Origin of the sequence: Methylobacterium sp. WL64 (assembly GCF_008039945.1) — a bacterium.
Taxonomy (GTDB): domain Bacteria; phylum Pseudomonadota; class Alphaproteobacteria; order Rhizobiales; family Beijerinckiaceae; genus Methylobacterium.
This window is the reverse complement of the sequence record NZ_VRVA01000005.1, coordinates 41,248-55,107: the sequence shown is the minus strand read 5'-3', so window position 1 is coordinate 55,107 and position 13,860 is coordinate 41,248. Positions and strand designations below refer to the sequence as shown.

Genomic DNA, 13,860 nt, shown 5'->3' with positions numbered 1-13,860 from the left:
TGATCCCACGGCGTTCGGGACCGCACCACCCCCGCGGCAACCGGAGCCGTGCGGCGTCGCGTACGCTTGAAGCATTCCAGGCTCGCGCGATGTCGTCGTCATGCCCGATCCTGAAATCCTCTTCTGCCTCCATTTCCTGGGCGGCAGCGCCCGCACCTGGGAGCCCGTCTCGCGCGCGCTGGGCGGAACCCCGGCCTGCCTGCCCGTGGATCTACCGGGCTTCGGCGACGCCGCCGCGGGGACGGGATTTTCCGTTGATGCGATGGCGGACCATGTGGCGGCGGCGATCCGCGCCCGGGCGCCGAAGCGTTTCGCGATCGCCGGCCACAGCATGGGCGCGAAGGTCGCGCTCGCCCTGGCGCGCCGATCCGAGGATGGAGAGCCGGGCCTGGACGGTCTCACGGACCTGATCCTGGTCTCGGGCTCGCCGCCGAGCCCGGAACCGATTTCCGAGGATCGCCGGTCCAAGATGATCGCCTGGATCGATGCCGATCCGGAGACGCGGCTGCGCGAGGCGCAGGCTTTCGTCTCGGAGAATGTCGGCAGCCCCTTGGACCCGGAGACCGGGGCGCGTGCGGTCGCTGACGTGTTGCAGGCGGCCCCCGCGGCCTGGAAGGCTTGGCTCGAATCGGGTTCGCGCGAGGATCTGTGCCGCCGGATCGGTGTCCTGCGCACCCCGGCGCTGATCCTGGCCGGCTCCGAAGATGCCGATCTCGGCGCCGATGCGCAGCGGGCGCTGATGGCGCCGCATCTCGCCCACCATCGCGTCGTCACCGTGGAAGGCGTCGGCCATCTTCTGCCGTTGGAGCGTCCCGGGGAGATGGCGGATTGCCTGCGCGATCACTGGCGCGACCGCCCGAACGCCGAGGCGACGCGGGTTGCTCCGGTACCGTCGGCCTACGCAGCGCTGATCGCGTCCGAGCGGGTCAACAGCCGCCTGCGCGGCGCCCTGGAAACACGTGGGGAGCACGACGACCCCGCCTATGCCCCTCAGGCCCTCGACCCGGTGGAACTCGCGATCCTGCGCGCCGCCTGCGGTCGTGTGTTGCCGGAGATCGCCGTCGACCTCGCCGCCCGGCTCGATGCGCGTCTGGCGTCCGGGGCGGGCGACGGCTGGCGGTTCGTGGCCCTGCCGCCGGATCCGGAGGCGTATCGCGCCGGTCTGCGCACCCTCGACGCCGCCTCGCGCGCCGCCCACGGCCGTCCGTTCGTCGCCCTGGAGGCGCGAGACCAGGACGCGTTGCTGACGTTGGCCGAGCGCGCCGATCTGGCGGTGCCGGACTCCCTCGGCGGCCGGCTGGACGGCGACCGGATGCGGTTCTGGTTCGAGGACCTGCGCGCCGACGCGGTGCGCCTGTGGCTCGCCCATCCGGCGGCCCTGGCCCGTGTCGGCTTTTCGGGGATCGGTGCCGGCGGCGACCGGCCGGGCCCGATCGCAGACGGGTTGCCGGGCTTCCACGAGGTCGGGCTCGATCGGGCGGAATCCTGGGAAATCCGGCCCGCGCAAGGGGAGATGGTCCGATGAACCTCGACGGGATGCGGACCTACCGCACGGATGAGACCGTCGATGCGGTCATCGTCGGGACCGGTGCGGGCGGCGCGCCGCTCCTCGCCCGGCTGGCTGCGGCAGGCCTCAAGGTCGTGGCCCTGGAGGCCGGACCCAACTTCACCCCCGAGCAGTTCGCCTTCGACGAGACGCTGGCCGACGAGATCTACTGGACCGAGGAGCGTCTCAGCGGCGGTTCCACGCCGGAGGCGTTCGGGGCCAACAACAGCGGCACCGGCGTCGGCGGCTCGACGCTCCATTGGGGCGCCTTCGTGCCCCGGGCCGATGCCCGCGACCTCCGGCTTCACACCGAGAGCGGCGAGGGCGTCGACTGGCCGCTCGACTACGACGAGCTGGTGCCGTTCTACGAACGGGTCGAGCGCTTCATCGGCGTCTCGGGGCCGCAATCGTATCCCTGGGATCCCGGCCGCCGCTATCCCCTGCCCCCGGTGCCGCGCAACGGCCCGGCACAGATCATGGCCGGAGCCTGCGATACGCTGGGGATCCGCTGGGCCGACGCGCCCGCGGCGGTGGTCTCGCGCGACTTCGAATCCGAGGGCGGACCCCGGCGCAACGCCTGCATCAATTGCGGCTTCTGCCACCAGGGCTGCCGCAACGGCGCCAAGACCAGCATGGATGTCACCTACCTGCCCCTGGCCGTCACGCACGGGGCGGAGATCAGGGCGGGTGCCTTCGTGCATGGACTCGAGCGCGGCGTCGATGGCCGGGTCACCGCAGTGGTCTACACGCAGGACGGTCAGGAACGGCGCCAAAGCTGCGGGGCGGTGTTCCTTTGTGCCGGTGCCGTCGAGACGCCGCGGCTGCTGCTGCATCTCGGGCTTGCCAACTCCAGCGATCAGGTCGGCCGCAACTACATGGGCCACGTCGCCACCCAGGTCTGGGGCACCTTCGCCAACGAGGTGCGGATGAACCGCGGCTACCCCTCGTCGCTGATCACGGAGGACTTCATCCGGGCGGGGGCCGACTTCGCCGGCGGCTACCTGATCCAGAGCCTCGGTGTGGTGCCGCTGACCTTCGGCAACGCGGTGGCGCGCGGCCGCGGATTGTGGGGCAAGCCGCTGCTGAATTACCTCGACCGCTACAACCACCTCGCCGGCATCGGTATCAACGGCGAGACGCTGCCCTGCGACGCGAACGTGCTGACCCTGTCCGACGAGACCGACGCGCGCGGGATGCGCAAGGCGCAGATCAGCTTCGGCTACAGTCGCAACGAGGAACGCCTCAACGCGCACGCCACCAAGGTGATGTGCGACCTCTGGGAGGCGGCCGGGGCCGAGGACATCTGGGTGATGGAGCGCGTCGCCCACACGATCGGCACCTGCCGGATGGGGCGCGACGGGTCGAGCGCCGTGGTCGATCCGGTCGGCCGCAGCTTCGACATCGACAACCTGTGGGTCTGCGACGGCTCGACCTTCCCGAGTTCGCTCGCCGCGAACCCGGCCCTGACGATCATGGCGCTGTCCCTGCGCACCGCGGAGGCGTTCCTGGCCGCCGGACGCTGAGATCAACCGGCCTCGCCGCGCAGCTCCGCCAGCCCGCGGCGCTGCCGGCCGTCGGCGTCGAAGTTCGCCGGGTCGAGCCAGGCCGCGAAGCCGGCGTGGATACGCGGCCACTCTGCGTCGGTGATCGAGAACCACGCCGTGTCGCGTGAGCGGCCCTTCACGACGACCGCGTTGCGGAAGAGGCCCTCGAAGGTGAAGCCCAGGCGGAGCGCAGCCGCCCGGGACGGGGCGTTGAGGCTGTCGCATTTCCACTCGTATCGGCGGTAGCCGAGGTCGTCGAAGGCCCGGGCCATCATCAGCGCCATCGCCTCGGTGGACGCGGGAGAACGCTGAAGGCTCGGGCCGAAATGCAAATGGCCGACCTCGATGACGCCGTTGCCCGGATCGATCCGCAGGTAGGATGTGATCCCCAGCGGCGCCCCGGTCGCCCGGTCGAGGACGGCGTGGAACAGGGGGTCCTCGCTCGCCGCTCTCGCATCGAGCCGTGCGCGAAACGCTGCTTCACTCTCGGGCATCTCGTCGGGCAGGTAGGTCCAACCGCGGACGTCCTGGGCCGCGCTGTAGGCGGCGAACAGCCCCGCGGCATGCGCTTCGGCATCCAGCGGCACGACCCGGCAAGTCCGGCCCTCCATGGGCGTCCACGGCGGGCGTGGACGCGGGGTCCAGTCCGGAAGGTCGGGGCCGATCGGCTGGTCGAAGGCGTTGAGGCGGTGGTCGGTCATGATCCGCTCCGCTCGGCGACGATCTCCGCCAGGGCGGCCTCGCCATCCGCGCGCATCCCGGCGATCACCCCGGCCCGATCGGCCTCCGGTCTGTTCTGGCTCATCTTCCACTTCCCCTCGATGCGGGCGATCGGGATCTCGATGCCGACGATGGCCCTCATCTGAGCCGCTACGAACGGCGCGGGCGCGTCGTCCACCGCCCAGGGCGCGGCGCGCGGCGTCTCGCGCAGGGCGGTGAGGTCGGCGATCTGGCGCCGGAGCCAGTCCGCATCCTCAATCACCCGCGCCCGCCCCCAGACGTGGACCGTGGCGTAATTCCAGGTCGGCACCACCCGCCCGTGTTCCCGCTTGCTCGCGTACCAGGCCGGGGTGACGTAGCTCTGTGGTCCCTGGAACACGACGAGGCAGTCCTGCGCCTCGGCGAGCGCCTGCCATTGCGGGTTGGCGCGGGCGAGATGGGCGCGCAAGGTGCCGTGCGTGCCCGTCTCGTCCAGCAGGAACGGGATCAGGTTGGCGATCAGGCCGTCCGCGCCGCCGGTGATCAGCAGGCCGAGCGGATAGGTCCGGATCAGCCCGTGCTGCGCCGTGCGCGTGTCATCCCGGAAGTGTGGCGGCTGGTACATCGAGCCCGGTCCCTGTTGCGGCCTCCTGCTTGACCGTATGGCGGACCAGGCGAAAGGTCCGGTTTCCGAAATACGACTGGACCGCTTGTCGCCATGGCCCGGGACCCGCTGCCGCTGCCCGTCAGCCTCGATCCAGCGTCGCCGACACCCCTGCACGTCCAGCTGCGCGAGGGGTTGCGCGGGGCGATCCTCGACCGCCGCCTGCCGCGTGGAACCCGGCTGCCCGCGTCGCGCATGATGGCCGCCGATCTCGGCTGCGCCCGCGGCACCGTTGTCCTCGCCCTGGAGCAGCTGATCGCCGAGGGTTACCTCACAGCGCGGACCGGGTCGGCCACCCGGGTCGCCGCGACCCTCCCGGACGACACCCTGCCGCGGCCGGATGGGACGGCACGGCCGGCTCTTGCGGCCGCTCCGAACCTGTCGCGGCGGGGCGGCCGTCTGATCGCGGCGCCGGCCCGCCGGTTCATGGCCGGTCCCGGCGTGCCCGACGCCTTCGCGCTGGGCCGGCCCGCGCTGGATGCGTTCCCGTACGCGGTCTGGGCGCGGCTGCTCCAAGCCGAGTGGCGTCACGGACCGGCCGAGCGGCCCGATCCCCGCGGCTCACCGGCGCTCCGGGCTTCCATCGCGGCCTATCTGGCGCAGGCGCGGGGCGTGGCCTGCGAGGCCGACGACGTGATCGTCACGGCAGGCATCCGCCAGAGCCTGCGCCTGCTGGCCGAGCTGCTGCTCGATCCCGGGGAGCGGGCCCTCGTGGAAGAGCCGGGCTTCCCCGGTATCGCCCTGGCCCTCGCGAGCGGCGGCCTGGTTCCGGTGCCGATCCCGGTCGGACCGGGTGGGCTATCGGTGAGCGCCGCCGGGCCGCACCTGCAGGGTGCACGCCTCGCCGTGGTGACGCCGGCGCAGCATTACCCGCTGGGCCACGCCATGAGCTTGGAGAACCGCCTCGACCTCCTGGCCTGGGCAGGATCCGTATCGGGCTGGATCGTCGAGGACGATTACGACGGCGCCTACCGGTATGCGGGGCGGCCGTTGGCGCCGCTGCGGGCGCTCGATCGTGGCGGACGGGTGATCTACGTCGGCAGCTTTTCCAAGCTGCTGCTGCCCGCGCTTGGCCTCAGCTACCTGGTCCTGCCGCGGGGGCTCGTGGCGCCGGTGCATCAGGCGCTCGCCGAGACCGGCCCGGCACCCCCGGGTATCGGCCAATGGGCGCTGGCGCGCTTCATCGAGGAAGGGCATCTCGCCGGCCACCTGCGGCGGACTCGGCGGCTCTACGCCCTGCGCCAGGAAGCCCTGGTCGAGGCGGCCCACCGCCATGCCGCCGACGTGGTCTCGGTCGCCGCCATGGAGGGCGGGATGCACCTCATCGCGCGGCCCGGTCCGGGCTGGCCGGCGGCACTCGGCGATGCCGAAGCCGCCGCGCGGCTCGACGGAGCCGGGATCTCGACGGTCGCGCTCTCGGCCTACCATGTCGGCAAGTCCGAGACCGGGCTGCTGCTCGGATACGCGGCTGTGCCGGAACGGGCGATCGAGCCGGCGTTGCGGCGCTTGGCCGAGACCTTGCGGGCCGCCCGGTGAGACGGGCGCGTGGCCCGTCCCGTCACTCGCCCCGCGGCGTCAGCGTCACGGTGATCGGGCCGCGGCCGGCGCGCAGCTCCAGGCTCCGGAGGGTCTTGGGTCGGACGGTCGCGCCGCTCGTTGGGCTGACGCGTTGCACGCGCTCGCCGTCGAGCCGCAGGCTGAACGCGCCGTCCGCGGTCAGGCGCAGCAGCGGGACCGCCCGGAACGACTTCAGCGCCACACTGGTCCAGGCCGAGCCGACCTCGATCCGTGTCGGAGCCGGGACGACGTCGCGGCGCGCCAGCGCGAGGGCCGCGAGACCGATGATCGCCGCGAGTGCCAGGACGACCTGGCGGAGGCGGACGAGTCTCCCGGGCCGACGCGGGGCCCGACGTACCGTCCAGACCGGTTTCGAAGGCGCCGGGTCCGGCTTGGCCGGCGGCTGAGACGGTTCCTCCGGCGGCGCAGGTTCCGGGGGGATCTTCGCCAGCGGCGCCTCGTGCACCGCTGGCGGCGGCGGCGGCGGCGGTGGCGAAGGGGGGATCGGCGATTGGGCCTTCGGGCGGCGCTGCTCGGCGCCGCAGAACGGGCAGAACCGCACCGGAACGTACAGGCCCCGGTCGCAAGCGGAGCAGCGCGCGGGCGCAGTCGGAAGGTCGGCGGTCACGGCGGGGCGCGGGTCAGTGCACGAGCGCGCCCGTTTCCATGAACCGGGCTAGGCGCTCCACCAGCGGCGCCACCATCACCCGGTCGAGCTGCCGGAGCAGCCCGTGGCGCGCATGCGCGACGTTCGCCTCGGCTTGCTCGCGTGCCCGGCGATGCCAGGCGGCGGGGTCGCGCCTGCACGCGTCCCAGGCCCCCGTGATCGACTGGAACACCTGGGGCAGCCGCTCGATCGGGTCGGCGATCACGTCGTAATGGTGGTCGATCAGGCCGCCGAAGGTCTGGAAGCCGAGTTCCGACAGGAGCGCGACGGCCCGCGGTGCGCCCACCGTCACGAACGGCACGCCCATCGCGGCGGCCTTCAGCGATTTCTCCGTGATGCGCTCGACGCCCAGCTCGAAGAAATCCGTTTCGGAGATGATTGTGAGGTCGCTGGCGGCGTAGGCCCGGGTATCGAGGGTCAGGACCATGTCGCCACCGGGGGCCGGGGTGTCGATCCGCCGGGCCTGCCGGGGGATCCAGGTGCCGACATCGGCCAGCAGCGGCCCGAAGGCCGCGGCGATCTCCGGCGGCGCGTGGAAGACGTCGATGCCGCCCGCCTTCGGGTTGTCGGCGCCAATCCCGTGGAACGAGATCAGGCCGTCGCGGTCCAGGCCGTTGAGCTGGAACCAGCGGTAGAGCAGCACCCGGTGCCAGCGCAGGGCCGCGTTCTGGCACAGGAACCGGGCGGGGCCGGTGTCCTGGGTGAGCGGTGCGTAGCCGGCCCGGTCGAGCGGATGCTGCGGGAAGAGTCTCGGGCCTGCCTCCGCATCGAGCCAGAGCGCGACCTGGAGCGGGAAGAACTCGAAGGTCCAGAACCGCAGGCCCTCGCCGTAGAACCGCTCGTAATCCAGCCGCAGCAGCCGGTTCTGAGTGACTAGGGTGACCCGATCCCGGGGGATCCCGAGGTCCTCGAGGTTGCGGTGGAGCGCCTCGAAGGTGGGTGCGTGCAGCCCCGGCCCCTCGTTCGACAGGTCGAGGAGCAGGGCCGCCCGGCCGGACCGCAGGTTCTCGGCATCGCCCGGCTCCAGCAGATCGAGCCGCCCGTTCAGGTCCGGGAAGCCGAGGCGGACGAAGTCGAGCACCGGCAGGCAGAGCACGTGGTTGGCCGTGCCCGGATGGGCCGTGACGCTGATCCGCTTCCCCAGCCAGCCCAAAGCCGCCGGCAGGAAATGGCCGGCCTCCCCGCGGGGGACCAGGACGATCTCGGAGGAAGATGGGCTCATCGCGATGCTCGGGCGGCCGGTCGCACGGTGATCCGCCGCCTGAAAGCCGCGCGATGCCGGATAAAGGCTTCGCGCGGATGCGTCGATCCCCGGGGGTTAGGCCGGGACCAGCTCGGCCGCACGCACGGGCGTCGGTCCTGCCCGGTAGGCCGCCGCGGCCTCGTCGGTCCGCCAGCAGGCCACCTTGTGACCGGGGGCGATCTCGGCGACCGGGGGCATCTCCCGGCGGCACTGCTCCGCGGCTAGGAAGCAGCGCGGCGCGAACGGGCAGCCCGGCGGCCGGTTGGCGAGGTCCGGCGGGCTCCCCGGGATGGTCTGCAGCCGGGAGCCCTTCGCCAGCGCACCCTCCGCCCGGCTGCGCAGCAGACCGATCGTGTAGGGATGATGCGGATCGAGCACGACCTGATGCGCGGTCCCGGTCTCGACGATCTTGCCCGCGTACATCACGGCGATCCGGTCGGCGACCTCGACGGCCGCGCCGAGATCGTGGGTCACGATGATGATCGACAGGCCGAGGTCACGCTGCAATTCGCGCAGGAGCAGCAGCACCTGGATCTGCACGGTGGCGTCGAGCGCGGTGGTCGGCTCGTCGGCCAGCAGCACCTGTGGCCGGCACGCGAGCGCGAGCGCGATCATGGCGCGCTGGCGCATACCGCCCGACATCTCGTGCGGGTAGTTGTCCAGCCGCCGCTCCGGACTCGGGATCCGCACGCGCTCGAACAGGGCGAGCGCGCGCTTGCGGGCATCGTCCTTCGTGATCGTCTCGTGGCGCCGGATCGCCTCGGTGATCTGCCGGCCCACCGTGTAGACCGGGTCGAAGGCGAGCAGCGGCTCCTGGAAGATCATCGAGACGTCGCCGCCGCGGAAGTCGGCGAGCTGGCGCTTGCTGAGCGCCTGCACGTCCCGGCCGGCTGCCAGGATCTTGCCCTCGATCCGGCTGCGCCCCTCGTGGAACAGGCGCAGGATCGCCCGCAGGGTCACGCTCTTGCCCGAGCCGGACTCGCCGATCAGCGCCATGGCCTGACCGCGCTCCACGGTGAGGTCGACGCCGTCCACGACCTGCACCTTGCCGAAGGCGACGCGCAGGTTCTCGAGGGTGACGGCGGGTTCGGGGTTCGACATCGGGGCGCTCATGCCGCCAGTGCCCGGGCCGGGGCGGCGGAATGGCCGGAGCCGGGCTGGCGGGCGAGACACGAGACCCGATGCAGCGGACCGACCTTATCGAGGGGCGGCTCCTTCTCGCTGCAGATCGGCTCGGCCAAACTGCAACGGGGGTGGAACCGGCAGCCGAGGGGCGGATCGATCGGGTTCGGCGGATCGCCCTGCAGGAGTGCCGTCTGCGTGCGGTTGTCCGGGTCCAGCGACGGCATCGAGGCCAGCAGCGCCTCGGTGTAGGGGTGGGCCGGGGCGTCGAGCACCGTGTCGGACGGGCCGATCTCGGAGACCCGGCCGAGATACATCACCATCACCCGATCGGAGATGAAGCGGACGACGTTCAGGTCGTGGCTGATGAAGATGTAGGTGAGGCCGAACTCGGATTTCAGGTCGAGGAGGAGGTTCAGCACCTGCGCCTCCACGGACTTGTCGAGCGCGGAGACCGCCTCGTCCAGCAGAACCAGCCGCGGCTCCAGGGCGAGCGAGCGTGCGATGTTGACCCGCTGCCGCTGGCCGCCCGAGATCTCGTGCGGATAGCGGCCGGCAAAGCGCTTCGGCTCGAGGCCGACCCGGGCCAGCAGGGCCCGGGCGCGCTCCACCGCCTCGCGACCGGGCACGCCGTTGACCTTCGGGCCGAAGGCGATCGACTGCTCGACCGTCATGCGCGGGTTGAGCGAGGCGTAGCTGTCCTGGAACACCATCTGGACCTGGCGGCGGTAGGAGCGCCACGGCATCGCCCGCTCGCCGACCGCCTGGCCGTCATACAGGAGGCTGCCGGAATCGCGCTCGATCAAGCCCATCAGCAGCTTGGCGGTGGTGGACTTGCCGCAGCCGGACTCCCCGACGATCCCTAAGGTCTCGCCCTTCAGGACGTCGAAGTCGACGCCGTCGACGGCCCGCACGACCTGCTTCTTTCCGCCGGCCTTGCGGACCGGGAAGTGCTTGTACAGGCCCGAGACCGACAGGAGCGGCTGGGCGGGTCCGCCGCGGTCGCGGGCGAACGGATCGGGGGCATCCGGGATGACGCTCACGGGCGAATCTCCGTCATTGGCGGATTTCCATGGCGGCGCGCAGGCCGTCCGAGAACAGGTTGAAGGCGATCGAGACGACGAAGATGCACACGCCCGGCAGGGCCGCGACGACCGGGTTGGCGTAGATCGCGGTGCGCAGGGTGTTGAGCATCAGGCCCCATTCCGGCTCCGGCGGGCGCACGCCGAGACCCAGGAACGACAGGCCCGAGGCCAGGATCATCGAGACCGAGATCAGGCTGGTGGCGTAGACGAAGATCGGCCCGACCACGTTGCCGAGCACCTGCACCCGCATGATCGTCAGCGCCGAGGCCCCCGAGAGCTTCGCCGCGTCGATGTAGTCGCGCTTGCGGATGCCCGTCGTGACACTCTCGGCGACCCGGGCGATCTGGGGCACGAACACACAGGTCAGCGACACGATCGAGTTGAAGATGCCGGCCCCGAGCGCCCCGGACAGCGCGATCGCCAGCAGGACGGACGGGAACGCGAAGAACACGTCGATGGTGCGCATCAGGATCGTGTTGGTCCAGCCGCCGACATAGCCGGCCAGGATGCCGATGCTCGAGCCGATCACGAAGGCGATCAGCACCGGGGTGACGCCGATGAACAGCGACAGCCGCGAGCCCAGCATCAGCCGGCTGATCATGTCGCGCCCGAGTTCGTCCGAGCCGAGCCAGTAGGTGGCGTCGCCGACATGCTTCAGGCGGCGCAGCATGGAGCCCTTGTACGGGTCCATCGGGGTGATCCAGGGCGCCAGGACGGCGATGGCCACCACCAGGAGGATCAAGGCGCCCGCCCCCATGGCCACGGGATCGCGCACCAGTCGGTGGCCGACATGGCCCCAGAAGCCGCGGGACGGAACGAACGCGGCCTCCGGGGCGGCCTCGCTGGCGGAGAGCACGCCGCCGTCGAGGGCCATCGAGGCGGCGGTGATCGGTGCGGTCATGATCGGCCTCCGGGTCAGGCGCGTTCGATGCGCGGGTCGAGGGCAGTCTGCATCACGTCGACCAGCAGGTTGAGGACGACGAAGAACATCGCCAGCACCAGGATCGAGCCCTGGAGCAGGGGCAGGTCGCGCTGGAAGATCGCGGCGTTGAGAAGGAAGCCGGTGCCGGGCCACGCGAACACGGTCTCGACCAGGATCGAGCCGCCGAGCAGGTAGCCGAGCTGCAGGCCCATGATCGCCAGCGCGGTCGGGGCGGCGTTGCGCACGACGTGTTTGAACACGCCGAACTCATCCATGCCCTTGGCGCGCAGGGCCTCGACGAAGTCCTGGGACAGGATGTCGGCCACCAGCGCGCGCACGGTGCGGGCGATGATGCCGGTGGGGATCACCGACATCGTCACCGCCGGGAGGATCAGGTAGCGCAGGTGGTCGAAATCGGGCCGCCAGTTGCCCGAGCCGTCCGGTCCGGCGCCGGTGGGCGGCAGCCAGCCAAGGGTCGCCGAGAACACGATCACCAGGACCATGCCGAGCCAGTAATGCGGCACGCTCACGCCGAAGACCGAGAGCGCGGACGCCGCCCGGTCGGCCAGCGAGTTGCGGTGGTAGCCGGCGACGAAGCCGAACAGCGTGCCGAACGTGAAGCCCAGCAGGGTCGCCACGGAGGCGAGGATCAGCGAGTTGATCACCGCCCGGGTGACTTCGCCCAGCACCGGCCGACCGGTGGCGATGGACGTGCCGAGATCACCGTGCAGCACGTGCCACAGCCAGATCAGGTACTGCATCGGCAGCGGCTTATCGAACCCGTAGGCGGCCCGCATGCTGTCGATGGTCTCCTGGGTGGCATCCGCCGGTAGGACCGCGCTCAGGGCGTCACCGGGCGCCAGATGGACCAGCAGGAAGCAGACCAGGCTGACCCCGAACGCCACGGGCGTCACGTAGACCAGACGTTTGAGAATGTAGATCAGCATCGGATGCCTTGCCGTGGCCGATGAAAGTCCCCTCCCCCTGTGCGGGGGAGGATGGCTCCTGCGTCAGCAGGGGGCGGGAAAGGGCAGCGACGCATCCGGAGAAGTCATGCCGGGAGCCGAAACCCGCACCGTCGCGCTGCCCTGTTCGCGCTTCGCTCCGCTCGGCCCCCTCCCCCGTAGAGGGAGGGAGCCGGGTGTCACCGCCCCGCCGTCGCGATGGTGATCTTGGAAAAATCCTGGAACCAGTTCTGGGCCTGGACGAAGCCCTTCACCTTCGGGCTCATCGCCCGCGGGTTCACGTCGTGCGTGATCATGACGAACAGCGCGTCGTCCACGTACTTCTCGTGGACCTTCTCCAGGACCTGGGTCTGTGCGGCCTTGTCGAAGGTGGTCCGCACCTGGTCGAACAGCTTGTCCATCGCCGGATCGCTGTAATACCCCCAGTTGGTACCGTTCGGCGGGGCGAAGTTGCTCTGGAGGTGGCGGATGAACCCGGTGAACGGGTCCTGGATGAAGTACGAATAGTTGATCGCCGACACGCCGCGGGAGATGTCGGCCTTGGCGCCAGCCCGCCAGATATTGATCAGCGTGTTCCACTCGACCACCTCGTAGTCGACCTGGATGCCGACCTCGGAGAGGTTCTGCTGGACGAACTCGTTCATCGGCAGCGGCTGCATCTGGCCCGAGCCCGAGGCCGAAATTGCGACCTTCAGCTTCAGGGGCTTGGCCGGGCTGTAGCCGGCCTCGGCCATCAGCTTCTTGGCGGCCTCCGGATCGTACTTAACGTCGAAGGTCGGGTGGCCGAACCACTGGTGGCCGGGCGGCATGAAGCCCTTGGCCGGGATCGCGAGGCCGCCGAGCAGCTCCTTCAGGCCGTCGCGGTCGATGGCGAGGTTGGCCGCCTTGCGGACCCGGATGTCGTTCCAGGGCGAGCCCTCGACCCGGGACAGGTGCCAGGTCCAGTTGTGCGGATAGGCGTTGGTCACGATGGTGAAGCCGGCACCCTTGAGCGAGGCCACGGCGTCCGGCGCGGGCGCCTCGATCCAGTCGACCTGGCCGGAGCGGAGCGCCGCGACCCGGGCGTTGGCCTCCGGCAGCGGAACCAGCACGAGCTTGTCGAGCTTCGGGACCCTGTCCTTGTCCCAGTATTCCTTGAACGGCACCATCTCGGCGCGCTCGCGGGGGGCGAACAGCGTGAGCTTCCACGGACCGGTCCCGGAGGGCTGCTTGGCGAAGGCGTCCCAGGACTTGCCGACCTTCTCCCACTGTGCCGGGGAGGACATCATGATCCAGGCGATCTGGTAGGGCAGCGTCGCGTCCGGGGCCTTGGTGACGATCTCGACCGTCAGCGGGTCCACCACCTTGTAGGAGGCGACCGCCGGAATGCGGGTCTTGCCCTGCGCGGATTGGCGCGGATCGTATTGCGGCGCGTCGGCCTTCAGGAGCTTGTCGAGGTTCCACACCACGGCGTCGGCGTTGAAGTCGGAGCCGTCGTGGAATTTCACCCCCGGCCGCAGCTTGAAGGTCCACTTGGTCTTGTCGGTGACGTCGACCGCCCAGCTGGTCGCGAGGCCTGGCACGAGGTCGGAGGCGAGTTCGGCGCTCGACAGATCCCAGTTAATCAGGCCGTCATAGACCGTGTAGCCCAGGAACCGCATGCCCTCGCCGCCATTGTCGGTCTGGCCGGTGGTCAGCGGGATGTCCGATGCGGTCATCCCGATCCGCAGCGTTCCCTGTGCGAGGGCGGCGGTGCTGACGGTGAGTGCCAGGGCGCCGGCGAGCGCCGCACGGGCGCCGAAGGTTTTCAGACGAGACAGCATGTCGGATCGGACACTCACGTTGGTCCGGGAGGGCGGGCCCGGAA

At 70.7% G+C, this 13,860-nt stretch carries 12 protein-coding genes; 3 read left to right on the top strand and 9 right to left on the bottom strand.

The annotated features are described in order from the left end of the window. The first annotated feature begins 100 nt into the window (after positions 1-100). On the top strand, positions 101-1,525 hold the full coding sequence (locus FV242_RS04355) for an alpha/beta hydrolase (RefSeq protein ID WP_147938067.1): 1,425 nt from the start codon (positions 101-103) through the stop codon (positions 1,523-1,525). After that, a complete protein-coding gene (locus FV242_RS04350) occupies positions 1,522-3,069 on the top strand; it encodes a GMC family oxidoreductase (RefSeq protein WP_147938066.1) in 1,548 nt (515 codons plus the stop codon). Before FV242_RS04355 ends, FV242_RS04350 begins: the two co-directional genes overlap by 4 nt. 2 nt (positions 3,070-3,071) lie before the next feature. Here FV242_RS04350 and FV242_RS04345 read toward each other — a convergent pair whose 3' ends face one another. Next, complete coding sequence (locus FV242_RS04345; RefSeq protein ID WP_147938065.1) at positions 3,072-3,791, bottom strand: GNAT family N-acetyltransferase; 720 nt, start codon at positions 3,789-3,791, stop codon at positions 3,072-3,074. Next, positions 3,788-4,414: an FMN-binding negative transcriptional regulator gene (locus tag FV242_RS04340; RefSeq protein ID WP_147938064.1), complete on the bottom strand. Its 627-nt coding sequence runs from the start codon at positions 4,412-4,414 to the stop codon at positions 3,788-3,790. Before FV242_RS04340 ends, FV242_RS04345 begins: the two co-directional genes overlap by 4 nt. Before the next feature lie 93 nt (positions 4,415-4,507). Here FV242_RS04340 and FV242_RS04335 point away from each other — a divergent pair, with 93 nt between their 5' ends. Beyond that, a complete protein-coding gene (locus FV242_RS04335) occupies positions 4,508-5,989 on the top strand; it encodes a PLP-dependent aminotransferase family protein (protein ID WP_147938063.1) in 1,482 nt (493 codons plus the stop codon). A 22-nt stretch (positions 5,990-6,011) separates the two neighbouring features. Here FV242_RS04335 and FV242_RS04330 read toward each other — a convergent pair whose 3' ends face one another. The 7 genes from FV242_RS04330 to FV242_RS04300 form a co-directional block, all read right to left on the bottom strand. Continuing rightward, complete coding sequence (locus FV242_RS04330; protein WP_147938062.1) at positions 6,012-6,638, bottom strand: hypothetical protein; 627 nt, start codon at positions 6,636-6,638, stop codon at positions 6,012-6,014. A 13-nt stretch (positions 6,639-6,651) separates the two neighbouring features. Beyond that, positions 6,652-7,899, bottom strand: coding sequence for a hypothetical protein (locus FV242_RS04325; RefSeq protein ID WP_147938061.1), 1,248 nt, complete (start codon positions 7,897-7,899; stop codon positions 6,652-6,654). 96 nt (positions 7,900-7,995) lie between these two features. After that, positions 7,996-9,021 (bottom strand): ABC transporter ATP-binding protein, encoded by a 1,026-nt coding sequence (locus FV242_RS04320; RefSeq protein ID WP_187193578.1) that lies wholly within the window; start codon positions 9,019-9,021, stop codon positions 7,996-7,998. 8 nt (positions 9,022-9,029) lie between these two features. Further along, the gene (locus tag FV242_RS04315) at positions 9,030-10,085 is read right to left on the bottom strand and encodes an ABC transporter ATP-binding protein (protein WP_147938060.1); all 1,056 of its coding nucleotides are present in this window, start codon (positions 10,083-10,085) and stop codon (positions 9,030-9,032) included. 13 nt (positions 10,086-10,098) lie between these two features. Then, a complete protein-coding gene (locus FV242_RS04310; RefSeq protein WP_147938059.1) occupies positions 10,099-11,028 on the bottom strand; it encodes an ABC transporter permease in 930 nt (309 codons plus the stop codon). Positions 11,029-11,042: 14 nt separating this feature from the next. Next, positions 11,043-11,996, bottom strand: coding sequence for an ABC transporter permease (locus FV242_RS04305; RefSeq protein WP_147854882.1), 954 nt, complete (start codon positions 11,994-11,996; stop codon positions 11,043-11,045). Positions 11,997-12,193: 197 nt separating this feature from the next. After that, on the bottom strand, positions 12,194-13,816 hold the full coding sequence (locus tag FV242_RS04300; RefSeq protein ID WP_147938058.1) for an ABC transporter substrate-binding protein: 1,623 nt from the start codon (positions 13,814-13,816) through the stop codon (positions 12,194-12,196). Positions 13,817-13,860 lie beyond the last annotated feature (44 nt).